Raw genomic sequence first — 22,913 nt, 5'->3', positions numbered from 1 at the left:
TTGCTGATTGCAAGCGCTTACTGTGATTTTTATACTTGAATTGCAGATGGTGATTAATCAACATATGTACATTTTATCATAAAAAGCGGAGGGATACGCGATATGAAGTTAAATGGGAAAATAGCGGTTGTCACCGGGGCAGCTTCGGGGATGGGGAAAGCGATCGCGGAGTTGTTTGCGGCAGAAGGTGCCAAAGTCGTTGTTTCCGACCTCAACCTGGAGCAAGCCGGGAAGGTTGTTGAGGGCATTGAAAGCCGGGGCGGTGTGGCAATTGCAATTACGGCCAACGTGGCCGTAGAAGAAGATGTTCAGCGATTGATTGACAGTACCGTAAGCCGCTTCGGTACGGTGGATATCCTGGTCAACAACGCGGGCATTATGGATAACTTTGTTCCTGCCGGTGACATGACCGACGCGTTGTGGGACAAGGTCTTCGCCGTGAATACGACGGGCCCGATGCGGACGATCCGCAAGACGCTTCCTATTTTTATGGAGAAAAAAGCGGGGGTTATCGTGAACATCGCCTCCGCCGGCGGTTTGTTCGGGTCCCGGGCAGGAGCGGCTTACACCGCATCCAAACACGCTGTCGTTGGGTTGACGAAGAACGTGGGCTTTCAATACGCCACGCTCGGGATTCGCTGCAATGCGATCGCCCCGGGTGCGGTGGAAACCAATATCGGCTCGACGCTCACGGCGGTTAATCCGTTTGGCATGGAACGGGCCCAAGTCGGAATGGGGATCAACCCCGGTCTTGGAAAACCCGAGGATATCGCGAAAGTTGCCTTGTTCTTGGCCTCCGACGAATCCAGCTTCATCAACGGAACAACGATTACCGCGGATGCCGGCTGGACAGCTTATTAAGTAATACGGCAGGCGGTTCTGCATAAAAAGCGGGCTCGAACCGTACTCTAACGCCTAGGCATGTATATTTACGCAAGTAAAGGAGAGTGCTCTAAGCGATGGCGAAGGATTCGAAACAATCGGCTGCAGAGCGGGAGAAAACCCCGAAAGCAAAGCAACCGGCACATTCAAAGCCGGCCCAGGATACGGAGTTTGCCGAGGAATTGACGAAAAGCGATATCCAGTCGGCATTTCAAAACCCGGTTACCGGTGAAGAGCGTTTATATTAGTGCCTGAAGTCTAAAATGATTTGGAGAAGACAGCTCTCTCTTGGGAGAGGCTGTCTTTTATTTTGCGTCGGGATGGACAAACTTGACTTTGAAATACCTATTTTATACATTTGTAAACGACGCTTGAGGGCGGTTAACGAAATCATTCAAGAATTTATCCATTGGTTTGAGTTAAGGGAGGCAGTTACGGATGAGCATAAGCACGATTGATTTAATCAAAAGCCGGAGAAATATTAAGGCGTTTAAATCGGACCCCGTCGAGGAAGAGGCGTTGATTAGCTGGCTAGAAGCCGCAAGCTTCGCACCGAATCATCGGTGCAATGAGCCGTGGGAACTGCTTCGCATCGGACCGGAAACGCGGGCGAAGCTGAAGCATAAGAGCGACTTCTGGGGCGCTCCTGTCGTGATCGCTTTATTGTCCAAACCCGGAGCCACTGGGCTCGAGCGGGATGAAAATGTAATGGCGGCCGCTTGTTTTGCGCAAAATTTCCTGTTGGCCGCTCATGAGGCCGGCGTCGGGACATTCTGGTCATCCATCGGCGGCTTGCCGCATAACCGCGAGCTTCTTGGCGTGGAGGAAGGCTACGAGGTGATTGGGGTATTCGGCATCGGGTACCCAATTGAGGTGCCGGCTGCGAAGCCGAGAACGCCAATTAAAGAGAAAATTAAAACGCTGCCCTAATCCGGAGGCAGGCAAGGCAAGTGAATAACTGATCCAATCTTAAAAGCCGCGTTCCACCCCAGTGAGGGGAGGGCGCGGCTTAAGCACTTCGTATTGATAAACGTCAAAAAACATGCTATATTTGAATAACATGCGTCAGGTATTCAGTATTTGAGTATACATTTCCTAATTTTATTGTACAGAAAAAATCACTTCAAGTCAACCCCCATTTTTACGAAAGGAGTGCTGATTATGAATCAGGAGCTACAGCGGGAACAGGAACGGTTGGACTGTGTGATGGAGGTCCTCGCAGAGAGCATTGGCGAACTGGAGGAGGATGCTTCGCGGCATAGAAATGAAGTCGTTGAGTTCCGCAAGCATTTCTGGGAGGATGTTACGGTCAATCTGGATAATTTCGACGACTTTCTGGAAACGGTGATCAGCCTGCGCCAACAGGCCGAAGTATTGTCGTTAAGCCAAAGCAGCCATCGCCAAGCTTCTAAACGTCGGGCCGCGCTGCTGCGAATGCAGGAGAATCCTTACTTCGGACGGATCGATTTTGCCGAAGAAGGTGAGCCGGAGATGGAGCAGGTTTATATCGGCGTCTCCTCTTTGATGGATCCAAGCGGGGAGCGGTTTCTGATTTACGATTGGCGGGCACCAATCTCCAGCGTGTATTACGATTACGCGCCTGGACCAGCTGAGTACTCCACGCCCGGCGGGATGATTCATGGGGAGTTGAAGAGGAAATGGCAATATCTGATTCGCCGGGGGCGGATTGAATCGATGTTCGATACTTCGCTGACGATCGGAGACGAGGTGCTGCAGGAGGTACTTGGTCAAACCGCCAATTCGCAGATGCGCAGCATCGTGGCAACGATCCAGCAGGAACAGAACCGGATCATCCGGCACGATCGCGCCCGGCTGCTCATTGTCCAAGGCGCAGCCGGCAGCGGGAAAACCTCGGCAGCTTTGCAGCGGATCGCTTATTTGCTATACAAATACCGCGAACGGATAACGGCGGATCAGATCGTGTTATTTTCGCCCAATGTGATGTTTCAGACTTATGTATCCGGCGTGCTTCCCGAACTTGGCGAAGAGAACATGCAACAGGTGACGTTCCAGGAATATCTCGATCACCGGCTTAGCGGCCTCTTCAAGGTCGAGGATGCTTACGCGCAACTGGAATACTTACTGACGGCGAACGACAATCCGGATTATCCGGCGCGTATGGCCGCGATTCGTTTAAAGGCGTCCGTGTCATTTTTGGAGGCGATTCAAGCTTATCGTTCTACCTTGGAGCAAAGCGGCATGCGATTCCTGCCTCTACAGTTTCGCGGGGAGACGTTGATCACGGCTGAAGAAATGACGGAGCAATTTTACAGCGGTGACGAGACCCTGCGTTTATCCGGACGAATCGAACGGCTGACGACATGGTTGAACGAACGGATCGGTGAAATCGAGAAGTTGGAGCGCCGAAAGCCATGGGTGCAGGATGCGATTGAGCTGCTCAGCAATGAGCAATACGAACGGGCTTATGAGCAGATTCGCAAAAAACACGGGTTGACCGAGGATTCCGATGAAGAGATCGAAGGCGAACGCTTATCGAGAGAACTGGCTCGCATAATCGTTCGGAAGAAGATGAAGCCGTTAAGGGAGATGATCCGCGAGCTGCGGTTCTTCGACCTAACTGGCATTTATAAACAGCTATTTGAGATGCCGATGCTCCACACCAGCTCCGGGTTGGAAGCGGAGGAGGCGGAATTGCGGGAAGACTTGGTGGATATTTGCCGCATCACGATTCGGAATCTCGATGAAGGCAAATTGTTTTACGAGGATGCGACCCCCTTTTTGCTGCTGCATGAGCTGATTCTTGGGTTCCAGACGAACGTGTCCATCCGCCATGTATTGATCGATGAGGCGCAGGATTACTCCCCGCTCCAATTCGAGTTTATCAAAAGGCTGTTTCCCGCCGCGAAACTGACGGTACTCGGTGATTTCCATCAGGCGATCTTTGCTCATGCCGCCAGTATAGCTGATTTCCAGGAGCTAACTCGCCTTTACGGGCCGGAAGCTACCGAAACGATCTTACTGCGTCGCAGCTATCGGTCGACCCGGCCGATCGTTGAGTTCACGCGGAGCCTGATCCCCGGCGGCGAAAACATCGAGCCGTTTGAGCGTAAAGGGGAGAAGCCGACGTTGACGCAGGTGGCCGACCTTTCGGAACTGCACCGCCTTATTGAACACAAGGTTGCCGATTTGAAAGCTCGCGGGGCGGATACGATTGCGATCGTATGTCGGTCAGCAGCGGAAAGCGCAGCTGCTTATGAAGCCCTGGGAGAAGAACGAATCCGCGAGTTCAAGCTGGTGACCCGTGATTCGATTGAATACAAGCAGGGCGTGGTGGTTATTCCGGCTTATTTAGCAAAAGGCATCGAGTTTGACGCGGTGATTATTTACGATGCCTCTGCACGGTCCTATGGGGAAGAGAGCTTGCGGCGGTTGTTCTACACGGCCTGCACTCGCGCGATGCACCATTTGCAGCTGTTTAGCGTGGGGAGGGCAAGTCCGTTTATGGGGACGGCGATCTCCAAGGGTCTGATGAAGGTTGAGGACTAAGGAGTGTTAGACTGAATTCGAGCCATTTGCGGCACCCCAATTGACAAAACATCCCAAAAGGAATATGGTGTAAATAGTAAGTAGTAAGTAGTAAGTAGTAAGTAATAAGTGGTTTTGTCAAAGATAAGGTCACTCGATTCCAGGTCGATGGGGGAGTTTGGCGATGGCAGAGTTTACCGATTTTAGCTTGGCACAACGGTTTTCGATGATCGCGCTGAATGCGCAGCGAAGTAACATGATGACGACCGTCAAGAAGATATCGCTTCGTGCGATGGCGGCTGCTGTTATTCTGGAGGTTTATCTGGACGGCGGGTTAACCGGTGCGAAGGGCAAAATCCAGCCTGCAACGAGGACGGGGGAGAACACCCCAAACGGGGAAGCGGCTTACCGAGAGATGATCCTCGATGGGGTTCGTTTGAAAGCTCGCGGTCGTCAACATGACTTGTTCTGGTGGTTGAAGCATGCTTCTTCGCTGTCCAAAAGGAAGTTGGCTCGTTTTGAGCTCGTCATGGCGAAGACTCTGTCGGATCTCGGGGCCTTGGAGGAGATCCCGAATTTGCTCGGTTGCGATATGTATTACGAATCGGCAGGCTTATCGATCAAGGAGTATCGCTGTCCGATTGATGAATATACGAGGATGACGGAGGGGTTCCGTGCGGAGATCCTGGAGGAGGGACAGGTCAGCGACGATGCGATTTGCCTTTTGTGGCTGCTGCGGGAGAGCGGCTGCTTGCCAGATCTCTTTTCGCGGAATGAACTGGACCTTGTGGCGGCACGAATGAACGAGTTGGACCCCAGCAATTCGTTGGCGCATACGCTATTTCCGATTCAAATCTATCGGGGATGGGAATTTGCGATCAAGCATGTTTTACGTATGAAGAAAACGTTCATTCGCACTTCGGTCGGCACCGGCATGCTCTTCCTGTTCCCTTTGCTGGATCGCACGCAGGCGGTGTTTATTGAGACGGAGGCCTGGTTCTCCAACTCCAAGCAACGCCTAGAGGCCGTCAAAGAGCGGCTTGAGGCGCAAGGTCATGTATTTACTGTGCTGAAGGACGGAGAGATTCCCACGATCAAAATCGATAATCTGGTTTATGAAGCGGTTCCTCATTTTGTCACGGTGCGCATCCCGATCCAAGGGGTACGACTGCTTCCGAAACGCCCGATTTAAAGGAGTCCTGCCCCTATGTCCAGACAACGTACCATGGAAGCCATTCTGGCCTCGGAGTTCGTGACGATCGGCGAACTGGCGCGGCTGACGGCGACCCGCTACAGTACCTTGAAGTTCTACACGGAAGAAGGCATGCTGCCGTTCGAGCAGGCTGAAGAGAATCTGACGCGCCGGTACCGGCGGGAAGAAACGGTAGAACGAATCTCTTGGATCAAGCAACTGCGTTCCGAGGGAATGTCGGTCCCGGAGATCAAAACGAAGCTGATGGAAGAATCATAGACTCCTTAGGATAAGACCTCTGCGTTGGCGGGGGTCTTTTTTATAACAGAATCGTTGCTTCCGCCTCCTAACTATGGTTGTATAATTATGGAAGGGTGCAGCCTAAATTTGAAAGTGGGTTTAAGGATGAATAGGATCACAGTTTATCATTATGATGCGTTTTCAACCAAACCGAACTACGGAAATCCGGCTGGCGTCGTTCTTCATGCGGATTCCTTAAGTGATGTGGATATGCAGCAGATCGCTAGCGCCGTGGGATTTAATGAGACCGTATTTGTGCTCAAGTCCAGCGTAGCCGATCTGCGGTTGAGGTATTTTACTCCCGGGCACGAGATCAATTTATGCGGGCATGCGACCATAGCCTCGATCCATTGTTTGAAGGATAAAGGGGTTTTGCAGGAAAAAACCTCTCTTTCGATTGAAACCCGTGCCGGAGTTTTGCCGGTCTCTTTGAAGACGGCGGATCCTACGCTGGAGATTGAAATGAGGCAAGATCGTCCGCAATTCCTCTCATTTAGCGGGGACGTTGAACTGTTAGCGGAATCCCTGGGTTTGACCAGCAGCGAAATCGAATCATCCCTCCCCATCGTCTATGGCAGTACAGGAACCTGGACATTATTAGTCCCCATTCGAAGGTTATCCTCATTCATGAAAATGGCCCCCAAGAATCGCATATTTCCTGACATCTTGAAAGAAAACCCAAGGACTTCTATCCATCCTTTTTGTATGGAAACGCACGACCCGGGTGCATTTATGCATGCACGACATTTCTCGTCTCCGTATTCAGGCACCATAGAGGATCCGGTTACGGGAACGGCCTCGGGTGTAATGGGAGCGTATTATTTAACTTATATGAATCAAGTAGAGAGAAAGGTTGAGTTTCTCGTTGAGCAGGGGATGGAAATCGGGAGAGATGGAAGAGTATTCGTGCAAGCCACAAGAGGAGATCAAAATCAGGATTTGGAGATATCCATCAGAGGTACCGCGGTTTTCGTAAAGGAAATGAAGATCGAATAGCGGAGGTCTTTAATAATGAAACAAGGTCATCAGGTGAACAAAGGCTGGCTATGGATGACGGTCTATTTCATATTGTTGATCCTAGCCACAAATCACGTTTACGGTTATTCATTATTGGACTGCTTCCTGGAATTCAGTGGGATTGGTAGCTGGACGAAGGATGGGCAGACCCAGTGGCATATTAGCTCCTTAATTGCAATTCCTCTATTATTATTTTGCCTGTACCAGACGCTTCGTTATTTGAGGGAGAAGTATCCTAGAATCCTGCTTATTATGTTAATAGCATCGGTAATCTTGAGTGTGGTGTATCCCCAGATAACCAAAGGGATCGTTTAGGTAATGGGCTAATCGGGGGTGATTCGATGCGAAGAAGAATTGATGAAAAACTACAGATTGAGTTGTTTGACCTAAGTCATACCGTTAATTTGTTCGAGCTTATTCAAAACAACCGGGATCATTTTGGCAGGTGGCTTGAATTTCCGCATCATACTCATACTTTTGAAGATGTTAAGGACTTCATTACAAGATCCATTCATAAAAATGCAACCGGGACTTGCCCAAGACTTTGAAGGAAGAGGTGTCATAAGCCGAGCATGTCGCGAAGTTGTTAGGTATGTATTTGAAGAGCTAGAGCTCAATCGTATCGAAATTAGAGTTCAACCTGAAAACTTAAAAAGCCGAAAAATCCCTGAAAACATTGGATTTGTTCGAGAAGGCACCCTGCGCCAAGCGGAATGGTTCATCGACCGTTTTGTGGATAAGGTGATTTATGGACTACTAAAGGAGGAGTGGATCACAAGCGGGTGATTATTCATGCCTTCGGAGAGTGGACTGCAATCATAGAGGGATTGAACTACAACAAGTACCAGATCAGAGGACGAAACGTGTATAGTCAATCAAGGACCTAGAGGACCATCCCTATCAATAAGCAGTGGGTGATATGATGAAACGTATTTTTCTCATCAGGCATTGTAAGGCAAACGGTCAGGAGCCTTCGGCGGAACTTGCGGAAGAGGGGCGGCTTCAAGCGGAGCAATTGGCGAATTTGTTAGGTGACCGATCTATCGATAGCATTGTGACCAGCCCCTACCAAAGGGCAATCTCAACGATCCAGCCGCTAGCAAAACGATTAACTTTACCCATACAAAGAGATGATCGACTCAGTGAGCGGATTTTGTCTGCTATCGATTTGCCGGATTGGATGGATCACTTAAGGCTGTCGTTTGAAGATCCCGAATTGAAGTTACCTGGTGGTGAATCCTCACATGAGGCGATGACCCGGGGAGTTGTTGCCATCCAAGATCTCATCCAACGGCCGGAAAGGAATATCGTTGTGGTGACGCACGGAAATCTAATGGCACTAATCTTGAAACACTTTGATGATTCATTTGGGTTTGAGGCATGGAGTCGGCTTACGAATCCGGATGTGTATGAGCTGGGGGTTACTAGGGATAAGGCAATTGATGTAAAGCGTCTTTGGAAGTAGTTTGGTTTTTCTAATCAGATTTGTAGGAGGGTGTACGGTGAGACGCTTTATACTCTTTGTTCTTTTCCTCTTTATTTATACTCTCGTACCGCTATCGATCATTCGTTTGATTGAGTTCCTGAATCCGAGAATTGACGAGTTACTTCAGGCAGATACCTACACCCTGGGCAGTAAAATGACTTGGATTATTAGTTATTACGTTGTGGGGATGTTAAATTTAATTTATTTTAGTTCCAAAACAAAGGTATTAGGATTTATTTTCATGTGGATCCTCGGATTAGAAGGGATTGGTGTATCTTTGGTTTTATATGCATTTAATAGTTCAGATCAAGACATAGTGGGGTTCCCTATTTTTTCATGGGATTTCGGTATTTGGCTGTATGCTGTGTCGTTTAGTTTGCTCTATAATCTAATCTTATTTCTAGTTACCCATGGACATATTTATAAAAGAAATCTGAAGCAATGATCGATCGATGGGAGGTTTACATCTTGTCCGAACACGAAGAAATGTTGAACGGCGGTAACATTAATCAGGTCGTGAAAGTAGGGGGAACCGTACGCAGAAAGGCGGAGCCCAACCCTTATGTGTATGATTTACTCAAACACCTTGAATCCAAAGGTTTTGCCCACTCCCCGAGATATTTGGGGCAAGATGATCAGGGGAGAGAAATGCTAACTTATCTTGAAGGCGATGTGCCGGGGAACAACTATCCTGAAATCGATCAATATATGTGGTCGGACAGCGTGCTTACCGAGTTGGCTAAGCTCTTGAGAAGTTATCATGATGCCACTGAAGGATTTGCAACCACCCATGAATCGGTCAACCGTTACTCCGATGAATCGAGGCATGAAGTGGTCTGTCATAACGATGCGGCATTGTATAATATTGTGTTTGATCACCAACGGCCCGTTGGAATCATTGATTTTGATATGGCCGGGCCCGGTCCTCGGTTGTGGGATATCGCCTACACCTTGTATACTTCCGTTCCGCTTACTGCTTTTTCACCGGGAGAAGTGGATCGCGAGGTTGTTCCTTATGCTCGGGAGAATCATGCTTCTTGGCGAAAAAATAGGATTGAGCTGTTCTTCCAATCTTACGGGATGGAAGTCCCTGGAGACTTTAAGAATTGGGTCATTTCTCGAATCCAAGCCATGTGCAGTACCTTATCCGATCGTGCCGCTGCCGGAGACCCGGCCTTTCTCAAGCTTGTTGAAGAAGGCCATTTAGCTCACTACGAGAAGGAAGTCAGATTCCTTGAGGAGCATTTTGAGGATTGGACTTAACACCCTAATTGAAGGCGGTTTAAAATGAATTATCCGAATATGGAAACCGAGAGATTACTCATGAGAGAATTAACTTTGGAAGATGCAGATGCGGTCTACAGGCATTTTTCGGTGCCGGAGGTCACGAAATTTATGGATATTAAGGTTTGTAAAGACATCCAGGAGGCTGAAGAGATCATCGCCTTCCATGTCCATGATTCTGGTTGCCGATATGGATTGTTTAGCAAGGATACCAAGGAGCTCATCGGGACATGCGGTTTCCATTGTTGGTCTACCGAAGATAACCGGGAAACCAAAGCGGAAATCGGTTTTGATTTAACACCAGGTTATTGGGGCAAGGGACAATGCATTGGAGGGGAATCCAATGAGAATTGAGCAAGCCAATCCAACGAATCTTGATGCCGTAACTCGTTTGGCGTTGAAGCTTTGGCCGGAACATAAATGGACGGAACTACAAGGTGAGTTCGAAGATTTGCTAGTATCCGAGAAAGATAAGGTCTTTCTTGCTGCCATTGATGCTAACTATATCGGATTCTTGCATATGTCTCTTCGCTTTGACTACGTCGAAGGCTCTAGTTCAAGTCCCGTCGGGTACATGGAAGGCATTTACGTTGACGAGAGTCAACGAAACCAAGGCGTCTCCAAGAAATTGGTGGAGGCGGGGGAAGTTTGGGCGAAATCTCTGGGATGTAAAGAGTTGGGGTCGGACACAGGATGGGATAACCATGTAAGCCAAGCGTTTCATCAGCGCATTGGTTTTAGGGAAGCCGGAAGAATCGTGGCGTTTATTAAGGAGATTGATTAACTTCGAAAGGATGAACTGAGATGCCCCATCTTATTGGAGATGAGATTATTCTTAGGGAATACCGTGATTCGGATTTGGACTTTATTCAACAATGGGTGAATGATCCAGAAATAACCAGCACTCTATCTGATAACTTCTTATATCCTCATTCCAGGGTTGAGACGGAAACCTTCTTTCGGACGATGGTTGAAGGGAAGACTAGTAACAAAAATTTTGTCATTGGGGCCAAGGATTCCTTGGAATATCTAGGTCAAATTGATTTATACAGAATAGACTGGAAGAATCGATTTGCTTCCCTAGCGATTGTCATCGGAAGAAAAGAGTGCTTGGGCAAAGGGTACGGTACCGAAGCCATTCGGCTATTATTGAAATTTGCTTTCGAAGAACTCAATTTAAATCGCATTGATCTCGAAGTATATGAGTATAACGAAAGAGCTTATAAATGTTATCTCAAATGTGGGTTCAAAGAGGAAGGGAGATTCCGACAGAAGATCTACCGAGTGGGACGATATTGGGATAGCATTTTCATGAGTGTATTAAAAAGCGAGTTTGAACAGTTATGAACCGCTTTGTAATCATGACGGTCGGAATGACGCACAGTGGAAAAACGACATTTGCCACGGAGCTGGAAAAAGTCATGCAGCAAGATGCGGTTGTTATTGATCAGGACAATCATGCGGAGTTTATTAACAAGCATTATATGAAACTACGCCCTTCGGAAGGGCCAAACATGTTAAAGTTCTCTATCACCAATACCATTGTGGCGTATGCGGTAGAGCACAGTCACATGCACATCCTATTGAGTAATTCGAATTTGCATGAACCCTCGCGAAGGAAGGTACTTCGCTATTTTCAGGAGAAGGGATTTCAGCGAATTCTGGTTTACTTTGAGTTGCCCTACAAGTTGCTAGAGGAACGAGTAGAAAAGACGCAGAGACATCATAAGGTTTTTCGGAATGCGTCTAGTTTTTCGGAAATTCTGCAACGACAAAGAGGTTCGCAACAGGATCGACCAGGCCCGGAAGAAGCGGAATATTTATTTGTCATCAAGGATCCGTGCGACTTCCCTGTAATCATTGGACAGATCCAGGACCTCTGCATGGATAACGAACAGGGGGAGCTAAGATGAACATGGATTTCGCCACCGAAGCGGACCTCGGTTATATCAGTGAAAGGGACAAACATCTCGCAAAGCCGTTGATTTCAACCAAGATTAAGGCGAAGGAGATCTACATTCTACGGGAATCCAACCAAGAGATCGGCTGGATGAGGTTCAATTATTTTTGGGACAACACGCCGTTTATGAATCTAATCTGGATTGACGAACCTTATCGGGGTCAGGGATTTGGCAAACAGGTCGTCTTGCATTGGGAAGAACAAATGAGAGAGATGGGCTTCCAAGTCGTGATGACCTCGACGCAGTCCAACGAAGAGGCGCAGCATTTCTACCGGAAGCTTGGGTATATCGATGTCGGGTGTTTATTGCAGGAGAAGGATCCACTCGAAATTCTCTTGTCCAAGAAGGTATAGCATAGATTGATAGGAGGGAATCGGCGGCGGCCGGTTCCCTCCTGTTTTGTTTTTAGGACGATATAAGGTCGTTGTCTGGAATTCCGGACGCTTCTACCATAAAGGGGAAAACGAGATGAGGTGATGTGAATTGAAAACGATTCTTGAGCTGGAGCAGCGTTTGAGCGAGCCCTCGGATCGGCTAATTCAGGACCTGGTCCAACTCGAAGGCGATGTGCTGATTCTGGGGGTCGGGGGGAAAATGGGCCCCAGCTTAGCCAAGCTGCTTGCCCGGGGCTTGGCATCCGCAGGGAAGAATGCCAGGGTCACCGGCGTTTCCCGCTTCTCCTCGGGTTCTCTGCGGGAGGAGCTGGAGGATTCGGGCATCCGCACCCTTTCGGCGGATTTACTGGATGAAGCAGCGTTGTCACGCCTGCCGGAGGCGCGGAATGTCATTTACATGGCTGGGCATAAATTCGGAACAGCTGGACGCGAGTATTATACCTGGGCCATGAATGCCTATTTGCCGGGACGGGTGGCGGAGAAATTTAAAGCCTCGCGGATCGTGGCTTTCTCGTCCGGCAATATTTACCCGCTAACGGCGGTCTCCAAGGGTGGGGCTTCGGAAGAAACTGCACCCGCGCCAATCGGCGAATATGCGCAATCTTGCTTGGGGCGGGAGCGGGTGTTTGAATATTTTTCCCGTAAAAACGGTACCCCGCTTGTCAACTTCCGGCTGAATTATGCAATTGATCTGCGGTATGGCATTTTGCTGGAGGTAGCCAAAGCAGTGAAGGAACAGGAATCCATTGACCTTAACATGGGCCTGGTGAACGTCATTTGGCAAGGGGACGCCAATGAGATGGCCATCCGTTCTCTGCTGCATTGTGATTCGCCCCCGAAAACATTAAACGTCACCGGACCGGAGACGGTATCGATCCGTTGGCTGGCCGAACGGTTTGGGGAAGACTTCGGGATCCAACCGGTATTCACCGGGGAGGAGCAGGCGACGGCGTTATTAAGCAATGCCTCCGCTTCGCATGCTTTATTGGGTTATCCACGGGTTTCACTAAGGGAGATGATACGTTGGACGGCGGATTGGGTAGAGGCGGGCGGAGAGACGTTAGGTAAACATACGCATTTTCAAGAAAGGGGAGGGGTGTTCTGATGGGCGAGCAACCCCAGTTGAAACCCGAGCTGCGCAAGCTGCTGCATCGCGGAGCGGTGATTCCCGCGCACCCGCTGGCGCTGGACGCCGCGCGCCGGTTGGATGAGCGCAGACAACGCGCGTTAACGCGGTATTATATCGCCGCTGGAAGCGGCGGGATCGCGGTAGGGGTTCACTCCACGCAATTTCAGATCCGCGACCCTGAAATCGGATTGTTCGAGCCGGTGCTCCGCCTAGCTGCCGAGGAGGTGGAAGCCGCCGGGCTTCAGCGCCCGTTCCTCAAGGTAGCGGGCATCTGCGGCCCAACCGAGCAGGCGGTTCGCGAAGCCGAGCTGGCCGCCGGTCTCGGGTATGACCTGGGGCTGGTCAGCAACGGCGGGCTGTCGGACTACAGCGAGGCGGAACTGATCCGCCGCACCGAAACGATCTCTGCAGTGCTTCCCGTCTGCGGGTTTTATTTGCAACCGGCGGTGGGAGGGAAGCGGCTTAGCTACGCGTTTTGGCGCGAGCTGGCGGAACTGCCGGGGGTTATGGCGATCAAAATCGCCCCCTTTAACCGCTACCAGACGCTGGACGTAGTGCGAGCGGTATGTGAGTCCAGCCGCCGGGACGACATCGCACTTTATACCGGAAACGACGATAACCTTGTTGCGGATTTACTCACGGTGTACAACTTCCGTACCCCTGCGGGGCAAACGGTGGAACAACGGATCGTCGGCGGTCTGTTGGGCCACTGGGCGGTATGGACGTCTAAAGCGGTGGAGCTGATGGAGGAGATCATCGCCCTTCGCGACAGCGGTGCCCCCATCCCTGAGGAGCTACTAACCCGGGGCGTAAGGATCACCGATGCGAATGCAGCTTTTTTTGATGCGGCTAACGGGTTTCAAGGTTGTCTTCCCGGCATCCATGAAGTGCTGCGACGCCAAGGCTTGTTGGCCGGTCGATGGTGCCTCGACCCGGAGGAGGAGCTGTCACCCGAACAAATTGCAGAAATTGATCGCGTCTATCACGCATATCCTGATCTTAACGATGATCAGTTTGTCCAAGAAGGATTGGAAGAGTGGCTGGGCTTTGCAGAGCATTAGGTTGGCTAATAGCCAATGAAGTCAGCATGGGAGGAGGCAAACAGAGCGAATGGCGCTAAGTGAACAAGCAAAGACCGCAACACGGCGTTTTTACTGGAACGAGGCGGATCGACCCTTTATCGTGGATACCTGCCGCAAGTATTGGCCCGAGGAAATGGAGCAGGTGCTGCACCGGGCCGATTTGGCTGAGCGGAACACGTTTATTTTCACCCATCGATGGGATATGGAGCGCTGTGAAGAGGAGGTAGCCTTCCCGAACGGCATCGATTGGGTTTACCGGCACAACGAGGATCTGGAATGGCTTGTGATGCTGAACCGGGCGAGGTACATGGGTGAGCTGGGGCAAGCTTACTGGTTAACCGGCCAAGAATCTTATGCGCTGGCATATATCCGGCTGCTGGAGGATTGGATGGGGCAAAACCCGCTATCTGAAGCAGAAGTGCGGGCGAGCGCCGATCGTAACTTCAATGTCAAGGATACCTGGCGCAAGCTGGACAGCGGCATCCGAATCACCCATTGGCTTAAAGGCTACTATTGCGTCCGCAGCTCAGAGCATTGGGGGGCGGAGGAAGAGGCGTTATTCCTCGAAGCAATTCGTCGGCACGGGATGTACCTGTACATCGCCTATACTTCGCATGACCGGCAAAGCAACTGGGGATTTCTCGAAACAAACGGTTTGTTTCAATTAGCGCTTTTATTTCCCGAACTGGAGGAGGCGACAAGCTGGCAGGAAACCGCGATCCAGAGGTTGGTCGGAATGTGTCCGCTCCAGGTTTTTGACGACGGCCTGCAAAATGAACAGAGCAGCATGTACCATCACGAGGTGCTGCATTGCCTGTTCGAATCGGTATGGCTTGCGGAGCTTAACGGCATTGCGCTTCCGCCCATCCTGCACGATACCTTAAACCGCATGTACACCGCCTCGCTGACGATCATTCAGCCGGATGGACGGCAGCCGAATTTTAGCGACAGCGACAGTACAGATATTCGTGATGTGCTCGCAAGAGGGGCGGTGCTGTACCGGCGAGGGGATTTGAAATCACAAGCGTATGACGCATTGGATTACGAAGGAATCTGGTATTTCACGCAAAAAGGGTTCGAGCTTTACGAGAAACTTGAAGCGACTCCGCCGGAATTCGTCTCCAAGGAGCTGACGCAAGGCGGGTATGCCTTCATGCGCAGCGATTGGCAGCCTACGGCTCGTTATCTCTGGTTCGATAACGGTCATATGGATGTGATTCGGGCCCACGGCCATGACGATGCCCTGCATATCAGCTTGTTTGCTTACGGCCGCGAGTTTCTGGTCGATCCGGGACGGTACACTTACATGGAGAACCGGGAACGCCAGTATTTCAAGGAATCGTTCCAACATAATACGATTTCCGTTGATGGACGGACGATATCGGATTACGTGGATTCCTGGAAGTGGAAGAACGTCGCTCGTTCACTGGGCCGCGTATGGCGGACCGCTTCGGAATACGATTTTGCCCAAGGAGGCCATGACGGCTACTGGCGTTTTCCCCAACCGGTTCAGGTGCTGCGGCAAATCCTGTTTGTGAAGCCGGATTATTGGGTTGTCGTCGACACCTGTCTCTCTCATGGTGAGGAGGAGCACGCCTATGCGTTGCCGTTTCATTTGGCCGAAGGCCTAGAAGTGCGGTTCCAACCCGATGGCCATCTCGTGATCGGAGACGCCGTTGGCAGTGATGGACCGGTGCTGCGGATCCTTCCGCTTGACCCGGTGAAGATCGAGGTTGAACCCAGCTGGATTTCCCGCCACTATAACGAAAAGACGCCCGCCAACAAAGTGGTGCTCCGCCAATCCGGTCAGAGATTCACGCAGTTTGTTACGGTATTGTACCCTGCCCGGCGGCAGAGCGAGGCCCCGCCGGTTCTCCGGCAGCTGGACGTTCTGGACAGCTATGGCAGTCCGGTCTCGAAGGAGCTGGCGATGGCCCTATCGATTACGCATGATGGCGGGGAGGATGCGGTGTTATTTTCGTACCAAGGGCCTCGGGGTTATCAGTTTGCCGGTGTCCACCTCAGCGGGAATGTGCTGCTGGTTCGCCGGTCTCATTCGGCAAGCTGCCCCGATCGAGCTTTTATTGTAAACGTCTAGAGCGCGGACGATTTTGGGTCGATTTAAGGACGTTGAACTCTAATTTGGGGTCCATTACTTTGAAGATAATCACAACACCACTCCCATCGACCTTCTTGAAATAGCTTACATGGGGTGGGAAATAAGCAAGGGGGATGGAAATGGGACGTCAGGGCATGAAACGGAAAGGGATCGGAGCAATCGTCATATTGACGTTTGTGTTGTTGATTTCGGCTTGTTCCGGGGGAGGAAACGGGACTCCGTCCACGAATGGCGGCGGGAACGGAGGGACCGGAGGACAGACGGAAGGCCAGCAGCAGAATCAGCCGCAGGAAACAGCCGATAAGCCGGTGGAGCTGAGACTTGGTTATTATTCCTCGGCGCAAACCGACGCCAAGATGCAGGAGCTCATCGCCAAGTTTCAGGAGAAGCATCCGAACATCACGATCAAGACGGAGTCCTCGCCGTATAATCAGTTCTTCCAGAAGCTCGACACGCAGATTGCCGCCGAAAGTGCGCCTGATCTCTGGCTGTCCGACGGCGTGCTCGTCCCGAAATACGCAGAGCGTGGCGTCTTAAAGGATTTGACCGAATGGATCGAACGGGATTTGCAGAAGGACGACTATTACGGTCTTGACTTCAACAAAGACGCGAACGGGAAATATTGGGGCGTACCGCAGGGCATTCAAATCGCGGTCCTTTACTACAACAAGGATATGTTCGAAGAAGCCAAAGTTGCTTATCCAACCGAGGACTGGACCTGGGATGATCTCAAGGCGGCGGCCGAGAAGCTGACCAAGGATTCGAACGGAGCGTATGCGACGGATGCCGCTTTTGACAAAAACAAAGTCGCGCAATACGGCTTAACGTTCTTCAGCATTACCGAAGGTTGGATGACGGTGCTGAAGTCTTACGGCGGGGGCGTCCTGGACGAATCGCTGACAAAGTCGATCATTCATACTCCGGAGAACAAGAAGGCGATGGAATGGATCGTAGACGGCATGCAGAGCGAGCTGTTAACCACCCCTTCTGATTTGAAAAGCTTCCAAAGCAACATGGCCCCATTCCCGAGTAAAGCGGCTGCGATGCGCATCGGGATCTATGCCCGCACGATCGATGCCAATGCGGCGGGGCTGAATTATGACGTGACCCTGCTGCCCAAGGGGCCGGACGGCAAACGGTTCTCCCCGGTCATCGCGAATTCCTGGGTCATCAACAAGAAAGCGGAAGGCGCAAAAGGCGACGCGGCCTGGGAATGGGTGAAATACTGGGCGACCGAAGACGAAGCACAAAATGAATGGGCAGCGCTGGGGGAAGCGGTGCCGGTCAAAAAATCAGTGGCGAACTCCGAACAATTCCTGAGCGGCAAGCCGGAGAACAAGAAGGCGTTCCTCGACAGCTTCGAATTCGCCGGCACGCTGGACGTCAACGCGGTTTGGAGCGAATGGGTCGGGAAGTTCGGGGACAACATCAACCGGGCTTTTGAAGGCGAGATCAGCGTCGACGAGGCCTTAACCCAAGCCGATAAGGACGTTCAACAGGTGTTGGATGAATTTTATAAGAAATAGAGGCGGATGCCCAATTCGATAAGAAAGCGTGATGAACATGGCGGAAAAAACGGCAGACCTAAAGGCGAGAGACCTGGCTCATACCGGGACTCCGCCGATCCGCAAAAAACGAAGTCGATTGCATAACGACGGCAAATGGGGGCTCCTGATGGTGACCCCCTATCTCGTTCATTTTCTCGTATTTGTACTCGGGTCGCTTCTCGCTTCTTTGTATTTCAGCTTCTCCGAGTATGATATCTTAAACCCGCCCCAATGGACTGGAATGGACAACTACACCAAGTTGTTGCATGAGCCGGTCTTCTGGAAGGCACTGGGGAACACCGTTTATTTCACGATCTTGTTTGTGCCGCTGCAGACGTTTTTTGCCCTCGTGCTTGCGGTCGCGTTAAACCAAAAGCTGCGGGCGTTGAAGCTGTTCCGGCTTGCGCATTTCTTGCCGGTCATCTCCTCCTGGACGGTCATTATGTACGTGTCGGACGCGGTGTTCAACCCGAGGTTTGGTTTTGCCAACTCGCTCCTGCAATCGATGGGTCTGGATCCTCAGAAGTGGCTGCAGGATGAGCATCTCGTCATTCCGCTGCTCGTGCTGATTGCGGTGTGGAAAGGGATCGGCTATATCATGGTGATTTATTTGGCTGGACTGCAAAATGTCCCGTCCGAGGTGTACGAAGCGGCCGAAATCGACGGCGCCGGCACGCTTCAGAAGTTCCGCCGAATCACCGTGCCGCTTATCTCGGGCACCACGTTCCTTGTGTTGATCATGAGTACGATTTCGACGTTCCAGGCGTTTGAGCAAATCTACGTCATGACTGGCGGCGCAATGGACGCCTCGTCCGCAGGCGGGCCGAACAAAGCAAGCCTTGTACTGATGATTTACTTGTATCAGGAGGGCTTTTCCTTCCTGCGTATGGGTTATGCTTCCGCAATCGCCTGGGTGCTGTTCGTGATTCTGTTCTTGCTGACGGTCGTCCAAATGACGTTGCAGAAAAAGTGGGTGCATTACGAATGAGGAAGAAAAAAATCGCCGGTTATACGGTCATCATTTTCAGTTCGCTGATCATGCTGCTGCCTTTTCTCACGACGGTGTTTAATTCCTTGAAGAGCTACGCCCAATACACCAAATTCCCACCCGAGTGGTTTCCGTCTCCTGTGCAGTGGAGTAACTACGCCGAAGTCTGGAAGCTGGGAGCCTTTGGCCAATATACGATGAACAGTGTCATCATCACCGTGCTGTCGGTGATTGGCGCGCTCATCTCCTGCTCCATGGTGGCCTTCGCATTTGCTAGGCTGAAATTTCCCTTGAAAAATACGCTGTTCCTCGTCGTCCTCGGGACGATGATGATCCCGCCGGTCGTCCTCATCATTCCGCAATTTGTGATCTTCAAGTCGCTGCATTTGCTCGACACGCTGACCCCGCTTTGGATCATCGAATGGCTGGCCCAGCCGTTTGGCATTTTCCTGATGCGGCAGGCTTTTCTGGGCATCCCGCGGGATTATGAGGAATCGGCCCGGTTGGATGGCTGCAATCCGATGCAGATTTACTGGCGGATTTTTATGCCGATGTGCAAGCCGACCTTCGCAACATTAGCGGTATTCACGTTCATGACGAAATGGAACGAAATTTTGTCCCCGGCCATCTTCTTGACTTCGAAGGAGAACTTTACGTTGCCGATTGGGATCTTGTCCATGGCCGGTCAATGGTCAGGCAATGAGCAGTATATGGTGGCCGCCGCGTTGATGAGCTTGATCCCGATCTTGCTCGTGTTCCTGTTCGCGGAGAAATATTTCGTGCAGGGCAGCAATTCCGCCGGCATCAAGTAAAGGCGGTGGGATTGTGCCAAGGCAGCAATTCCGCTGGCATCAAATAGGGCGCTAAAGGAGGGAGTTTATGAGTTACCGGGTAGCATTGATCGGGGCCGGCGGCATTTCGCGAAATCATTTGGACGCGATTCGGCAGTTAGGGCTGGAGCGGCTGACCGCGGTGGCGGTAGCGGAACCGGATGGGGTCAAGGGGCGGGCGGTGGCGACAGAATATGGCTTGAACTTATACGACGATTATCGTGAGATGATCGTTCAGGAAAAGCCGGACATCGCCATCATCGCGTTGCCGCATCATTTGCATGAGGAATGCGCCGTGTTCTGCGCAGCGAAGGGCTGCCATGTGCTGCTGGAGAAGCCAATGGCGATCAGTTCGGCGTCTTGCGAGGCGATTCTAACCGCGGTAAGAGAAGCAGGCGTAACCTTGTTGGTCGGGCATACGCAGCATTATTTGCCGGCGAACCGGTTAGCGAAAGCGTTGATCGAAAGCGGCAGGCTGGGCAAGCTGGTGGCGATTCACGACACCCGGCACAAAGCCTATTTTGAGGAGGAGCGGCCGCGTTGGTTCCTTGAGAAGGAGAAAGCCGGAGGCGGCATCCTGATGAATTTGGGCGCCCATTCGATCGATAAAGTCCAGTGGTTAACCGGAACCCGTGTGACCAAGGTTAAGGCGATGCTCAGCTATGAAGCGCCGATCGGCAATGTAGAAGGCAGCGGTGTGGTGTTGGCGGAAACGGATGGCGGCATCTGCGCGGTGATCGTCCAATCCGGTTATGCGGGTGTGGCGAAGGATGAAACGGAGCTGATTTTTACCGGCGGAATGGCCAGGCTGGTTTCGCACCAAGGTCTATGGATCAGCCGTAACGGGGAGTATGAGCCAGTGGACGGAGATGGCGCCCAATACGCCGAATCTCCGTTTGCCGCACAGCTTCATGACCTGCTGGATGCCATCGAACAATACTCGGAGCCGGAGTGTTCCGGCGAATACGCCAAGTCCGTGATCACCGTGCTGGAGGCGGTGTACCGTTCGCAGGCTATGGGGGTGGAACAGGTTGTCGACTGAGCCTAACCGCCACGGGATGAAGTTTAGTATCTGCTCCACCGGACTCAAAGGGATGATCCTTAAGGAGGTGCTGGAGGCAGCAAACCGGTCACAGCTTGATGGAGTTGAGCTTTGGGACGGCCACATCGAATCGTATCTGGATGACGGCGGTACGACTTACGAGCTTGGGCGGTACTTATGGGAGCACCGGCTACGCGTTCCGGCAATCAGTACGTATGCCTCCTTTTCCAAAAGCGAGGTAGCTTGGGAACTAGATCTCCAGCAGGTTAAGAGGGCTGCCCATTGGGCCAAGGAACTGGGCTGCCCAAGGATACGCACATTCGCGGGTCATCTGCCGTCTCGTGAAGCAACCCCCTCTGTATGGGACAGCGTCGTATCCGGTCTGTCGGCTGCGTCCGCAGCTTGTGCAGAGCATGGCGTTCGATTGGCCATCGAAATGCACAACGATACGTTGGCCGACACCGAAGACACCATTGCCAAGCTACTGGATCGCGGCGGCCCGGAGTTGGAGTTGATCTATGACGGGTTTAATTTTTTCGTCGATCATCAAGATCCCTTGCCCGTCCTAGACCGGTTTTATCGCCGGATTTCCCACGTTCATTTCAAGAACTATCGATGGAACCACCAGGACTGGGCCCAAAGTGTTCCCGTTCCCGTGCTGCAGGGAGACAGCGACCATCGCGCAATCCTGCGAAAGCTGGCGGAGCTTGAGTATGACGGATTTCTCTCGTTTGAATATTTCGGCGATCGGGTCCTGGAGTTAACGCAACTCTCCCTCATCGAAGTGACCCGGGAATTGTCCATCGGAGGTGACGATCGTCCTTGAACCTCAATGTGGCGGTAATTGGTCCAAGCGACTTGGTCGATAAGGTGGTGGAAGTCGGCAGCGTGTTCCAGGAGCTCACCATGATCCCGAATCCCTATCTGCATGAGCAGGATACGCTCGAAGTCGTGGCCCGCGTTCGGGAGCAGGCGGATATCTTGCTGTTTACGGGTCCGATTCCTTATCAGCTCGCACTCGATAGCGAACCCGGCCTGCCGATGGTGCATGTGCAATATTCCGGGACGACGTTGTATAAGGTGCTGTTTGATTTTTATCGTACCCAGTTGCTGGAGATGGATGGGGAAATCCGCATTAGTGTGGATGTGCTCCTGCGTCATGAACTGGAGGAGCAGTTAGACGAGCTTGGCCTGGTGCGCCGGCAAATCTACGTCAAACCGTACAGCGCTGGTACGCGCCATGAAGACCTGGTCGCCTTTCACTACGAGTTGTGGAGCCAGGGGCTCGTCGCGGCCACCGTCACTTGCGTCACTTCGGTGTATCAGCAGCTCGTTGAGCTGGGCGTTCCCGCCTTTCGCGTCGTGCCAACGCAATCGTCCATTCGGGATGTCTTGAATCGAGCGCTTCTCGAAGGCAAGAGCCTGCGTTTATCCAGTACGCAAATGGCCATCGGCATACTGAACATCGATCATTTCGAGCGGGTTGTGAAGGAGGCGGCTTCCGACTACGAGGTCCAACGCAAAAAGATTATCCTCCAGCAAATCCTGATCGATTTCGGGGAGGAGACGCAGTCATTGATCAATTGGACGGATTCGGGCGAGGTCTCCTTCATAACGACGCGGGGGATCATTGAACAGGTGACTCGCAAATTCGAGCAAGCCCCGCTATTGCTGGAAGTGATGGAGCGGCTGCAGTGGAGGGCGAGCATCGGAATTGGTCTAGGCCGAACGGCGAACGAAGCGGAAGGGAAAGCGCGGGAAGCGCTGCTTAAAGCCAAAGCGGGCGGGGGCGGCAACTGTTTTCTCATGATGCAGGACGGGCAGGTCTACGGGCCAATGGGATCAGAGCTGACCTTGAAATATTCGGCACGCAGCGAAGATCCGGAGCTGATCTCCATGGCCAAAAAAGCCGGCCTCAGCGTCGGAACGTTGAACAGGTTGATCTCCTTATGCCGCAGGCTGGACACCAGGGCCTTAACCGCGGCGCAGCTGGCCGAGGGATTCGGAATCACCCTGCGCAGCGCCCGGCGAATCATGGCCGCCTTAGAGAAATACGAGTTAGCCACCATCGTGGGGGAGGAACAGCCGGTGGGTCGCGGACGCCCCAGACAGATTTACGCGCTGCACATCGACGGTTTCTTTTGACTAGATA

25 protein-coding genes are annotated in these 22,913 nt (G+C 51.8%); all 25 read left to right on the top strand.

Annotated features, from left to right (window positions below):
* Positions 1-102: 102 nt before the first annotated feature.
* A complete protein-coding gene (locus M0651_RS11310) occupies positions 103-861 on the top strand; it encodes an SDR family oxidoreductase (RefSeq protein WP_248551853.1) in 759 nt (252 codons plus the stop codon).
* A 98-nt stretch (positions 862-959) separates the two neighbouring features.
* Positions 960-1,130, top strand: coding sequence for a hypothetical protein (locus tag M0651_RS11305; RefSeq protein ID WP_248551852.1), 171 nt, complete (start codon positions 960-962; stop codon positions 1,128-1,130).
* A gap of 190 nt (positions 1,131-1,320) precedes the next feature.
* The gene (locus tag M0651_RS11300; protein WP_248551851.1) at positions 1,321-1,812 is read left to right on the top strand and encodes a nitroreductase family protein; all 492 of its coding nucleotides are present in this window, start codon (positions 1,321-1,323) and stop codon (positions 1,810-1,812) included.
* A 231-nt stretch (positions 1,813-2,043) separates the two neighbouring features.
* The gene (helD, locus tag M0651_RS11295) at positions 2,044-4,410 is read left to right on the top strand and encodes an RNA polymerase recycling motor HelD (RefSeq protein ID WP_248551850.1); all 2,367 of its coding nucleotides are present in this window, start codon (positions 2,044-2,046) and stop codon (positions 4,408-4,410) included.
* 163 nt (positions 4,411-4,573) lie between these two features.
* Positions 4,574-5,581, top strand: a complete 1,008-nt coding sequence (locus M0651_RS11290) for a GPP34 family phosphoprotein (RefSeq protein ID WP_248551849.1) — start codon at positions 4,574-4,576, stop codon at positions 5,579-5,581.
* Positions 5,582-5,596: 15 nt separating this feature from the next.
* Positions 5,597-5,860 (top strand): helix-turn-helix domain-containing protein, encoded by a 264-nt coding sequence (locus M0651_RS11285; RefSeq protein WP_248551848.1) that lies wholly within the window; start codon positions 5,597-5,599, stop codon positions 5,858-5,860.
* A gap of 126 nt (positions 5,861-5,986) precedes the next feature.
* A complete protein-coding gene (locus M0651_RS11280) occupies positions 5,987-6,877 on the top strand; it encodes a PhzF family phenazine biosynthesis protein (RefSeq protein ID WP_248551871.1) in 891 nt (296 codons plus the stop codon).
* Positions 6,878-7,348: 471 nt separating this feature from the next.
* Positions 7,349-7,684 carry a GNAT family N-acetyltransferase gene (locus M0651_RS11275; RefSeq protein ID WP_248551847.1) on the top strand — a complete coding sequence of 112 codons (336 nt, stop codon included), beginning with the start codon at positions 7,349-7,351 and terminating at the stop codon, positions 7,682-7,684.
* Positions 7,685-7,817: 133 nt separating this feature from the next.
* Positions 7,818-8,363: a histidine phosphatase family protein gene (locus tag M0651_RS11270; RefSeq protein ID WP_248551846.1), complete on the top strand. Its 546-nt coding sequence runs from the start codon at positions 7,818-7,820 to the stop codon at positions 8,361-8,363.
* Positions 8,364-8,400: 37 nt separating this feature from the next.
* Complete coding sequence (locus M0651_RS11265) at positions 8,401-8,829, top strand: hypothetical protein (RefSeq protein ID WP_248551845.1); 429 nt, start codon at positions 8,401-8,403, stop codon at positions 8,827-8,829.
* Positions 8,830-8,852: 23 nt separating this feature from the next.
* Entirely contained in the window at positions 8,853-9,647 is a 795-nt protein-coding gene (locus M0651_RS11260; RefSeq protein WP_248551844.1) for an aminoglycoside phosphotransferase family protein, read from the top strand.
* A gap of 24 nt (positions 9,648-9,671) precedes the next feature.
* Positions 9,672-10,022 carry a GNAT family N-acetyltransferase gene (locus M0651_RS11255; RefSeq protein ID WP_248551843.1) on the top strand — a complete coding sequence of 117 codons (351 nt, stop codon included), beginning with the start codon at positions 9,672-9,674 and terminating at the stop codon, positions 10,020-10,022.
* On the top strand, positions 10,012-10,452 hold the full coding sequence (gene aac(6') / locus M0651_RS11250) for an aminoglycoside 6'-N-acetyltransferase (protein WP_248551842.1): 441 nt from the start codon (positions 10,012-10,014) through the stop codon (positions 10,450-10,452). The genes M0651_RS11255 and aac(6') overlap by 11 nt, the downstream gene beginning before the upstream one ends.
* Before the next feature lie 20 nt (positions 10,453-10,472).
* Positions 10,473-11,015, top strand: a complete 543-nt coding sequence (locus tag M0651_RS11245) for a GNAT family N-acetyltransferase (RefSeq protein WP_248551841.1) — start codon at positions 10,473-10,475, stop codon at positions 11,013-11,015.
* Positions 11,012-11,581: an ATP-binding protein gene (locus M0651_RS11240; protein WP_248551840.1), complete on the top strand. Its 570-nt coding sequence runs from the start codon at positions 11,012-11,014 to the stop codon at positions 11,579-11,581. Before M0651_RS11245 ends, M0651_RS11240 begins: the two co-directional genes overlap by 4 nt.
* The gene (locus M0651_RS11235; protein ID WP_248551839.1) at positions 11,578-11,982 is read left to right on the top strand and encodes a GNAT family N-acetyltransferase; all 405 of its coding nucleotides are present in this window, start codon (positions 11,578-11,580) and stop codon (positions 11,980-11,982) included. Before M0651_RS11240 ends, M0651_RS11235 begins: the two co-directional genes overlap by 4 nt.
* A 130-nt stretch (positions 11,983-12,112) precedes the next feature.
* Positions 12,113-13,129 carry an NAD-dependent epimerase/dehydratase family protein gene (locus M0651_RS11230; RefSeq protein ID WP_248551838.1) on the top strand — a complete coding sequence of 339 codons (1,017 nt, stop codon included), beginning with the start codon at positions 12,113-12,115 and terminating at the stop codon, positions 13,127-13,129.
* Positions 13,129-14,214, top strand: a complete 1,086-nt coding sequence (locus M0651_RS11225; protein ID WP_248551837.1) for a dihydrodipicolinate synthase family protein — start codon at positions 13,129-13,131, stop codon at positions 14,212-14,214. Before M0651_RS11230 ends, M0651_RS11225 begins: the two co-directional genes overlap by 1 nt.
* A 49-nt stretch (positions 14,215-14,263) precedes the next feature.
* Positions 14,264-16,333 (top strand): alginate lyase family protein, encoded by a 2,070-nt coding sequence (locus tag M0651_RS11220; RefSeq protein WP_248551836.1) that lies wholly within the window; start codon positions 14,264-14,266, stop codon positions 16,331-16,333.
* 155 nt (positions 16,334-16,488) lie between these two features.
* Positions 16,489-17,880 carry an ABC transporter substrate-binding protein gene (locus tag M0651_RS11215; RefSeq protein ID WP_372490942.1) on the top strand — a complete coding sequence of 464 codons (1,392 nt, stop codon included), beginning with the start codon at positions 16,489-16,491 and terminating at the stop codon, positions 17,878-17,880.
* A gap of 37 nt (positions 17,881-17,917) precedes the next feature.
* On the top strand, positions 17,918-18,889 hold the full coding sequence (locus tag M0651_RS11210; protein WP_248551834.1) for a carbohydrate ABC transporter permease: 972 nt from the start codon (positions 17,918-17,920) through the stop codon (positions 18,887-18,889).
* Positions 18,886-19,701, top strand: a complete 816-nt coding sequence (locus M0651_RS11205; protein ID WP_248551833.1) for a carbohydrate ABC transporter permease — start codon at positions 18,886-18,888, stop codon at positions 19,699-19,701. The genes M0651_RS11210 and M0651_RS11205 overlap by 4 nt, the downstream gene beginning before the upstream one ends.
* A 67-nt stretch (positions 19,702-19,768) precedes the next feature.
* On the top strand, positions 19,769-20,761 hold the full coding sequence (locus tag M0651_RS11200) for a Gfo/Idh/MocA family protein (RefSeq protein WP_248551832.1): 993 nt from the start codon (positions 19,769-19,771) through the stop codon (positions 20,759-20,761).
* Positions 20,751-21,587, top strand: coding sequence for a sugar phosphate isomerase/epimerase family protein (locus tag M0651_RS11195; protein WP_248551831.1), 837 nt, complete (start codon positions 20,751-20,753; stop codon positions 21,585-21,587). The genes M0651_RS11200 and M0651_RS11195 overlap by 11 nt, the downstream gene beginning before the upstream one ends.
* The gene (locus M0651_RS11190) at positions 21,584-22,906 is read left to right on the top strand and encodes a helix-turn-helix domain-containing protein (protein WP_248551830.1); all 1,323 of its coding nucleotides are present in this window, start codon (positions 21,584-21,586) and stop codon (positions 22,904-22,906) included. The genes M0651_RS11195 and M0651_RS11190 overlap by 4 nt, the downstream gene beginning before the upstream one ends.
* Positions 22,907-22,913: the final 7 nt, after the last annotated feature.

It is taken from the genome of Paenibacillus mellifer, assembly GCF_023195895.1.
Taxonomy (GTDB): domain Bacteria; phylum Bacillota; class Bacilli; order Paenibacillales; family Paenibacillaceae; genus Fontibacillus; species Fontibacillus mellifer.
This window is presented reverse-complemented; position numbering and strand designations above follow the sequence as displayed.

Coding starts and splice junctions, on each gene's coding strand:
- M0651_RS11310 (WP_248551853.1), top strand. CDS start 103: ATGAAGTTAAATGGGAAAATAGCGGTTGTCACCGGGGCAGCTTCGGGG.
- M0651_RS11305 (WP_248551852.1), top strand. CDS start 960: ATGGCGAAGGATTCGAAACAATCGGCTGCAGAGCGGGAGAAAACCCCG.
- M0651_RS11300 (WP_248551851.1), top strand. CDS start 1,321: ATGAGCATAAGCACGATTGATTTAATCAAAAGCCGGAGAAATATTAAG.
- helD (WP_248551850.1), top strand. CDS start 2,044: ATGAATCAGGAGCTACAGCGGGAACAGGAACGGTTGGACTGTGTGATG.
- M0651_RS11290 (WP_248551849.1), top strand. CDS start 4,574: ATGGCAGAGTTTACCGATTTTAGCTTGGCACAACGGTTTTCGATGATC.
- M0651_RS11285 (WP_248551848.1), top strand. CDS start 5,597: ATGTCCAGACAACGTACCATGGAAGCCATTCTGGCCTCGGAGTTCGTG.
- M0651_RS11280 (WP_248551871.1), top strand. CDS start 5,987: ATGAATAGGATCACAGTTTATCATTATGATGCGTTTTCAACCAAACCG.
- M0651_RS11270 (WP_248551846.1), top strand. CDS start 7,818: ATGATGAAACGTATTTTTCTCATCAGGCATTGTAAGGCAAACGGTCAG.
- M0651_RS11255 (WP_248551843.1), top strand. CDS start 9,672: ATGAATTATCCGAATATGGAAACCGAGAGATTACTCATGAGAGAATTA.
- M0651_RS11245 (WP_248551841.1), top strand. CDS start 10,473: ATGCCCCATCTTATTGGAGATGAGATTATTCTTAGGGAATACCGTGAT.
- M0651_RS11240 (WP_248551840.1), top strand. CDS start 11,012: ATGAACCGCTTTGTAATCATGACGGTCGGAATGACGCACAGTGGAAAA.
- M0651_RS11235 (WP_248551839.1), top strand. CDS start 11,578: ATGAACATGGATTTCGCCACCGAAGCGGACCTCGGTTATATCAGTGAA.
- M0651_RS11225 (WP_248551837.1), top strand. CDS start 13,129: ATGGGCGAGCAACCCCAGTTGAAACCCGAGCTGCGCAAGCTGCTGCAT.
- M0651_RS11220 (WP_248551836.1), top strand. CDS start 14,264: ATGGCGCTAAGTGAACAAGCAAAGACCGCAACACGGCGTTTTTACTGG.
- M0651_RS11215 (WP_372490942.1), top strand. CDS start 16,489: ATGAAACGGAAAGGGATCGGAGCAATCGTCATATTGACGTTTGTGTTG.
- M0651_RS11210 (WP_248551834.1), top strand. CDS start 17,918: ATGGCGGAAAAAACGGCAGACCTAAAGGCGAGAGACCTGGCTCATACC.
- M0651_RS11205 (WP_248551833.1), top strand. CDS start 18,886: ATGAGGAAGAAAAAAATCGCCGGTTATACGGTCATCATTTTCAGTTCG.
- M0651_RS11200 (WP_248551832.1), top strand. CDS start 19,769: ATGAGTTACCGGGTAGCATTGATCGGGGCCGGCGGCATTTCGCGAAAT.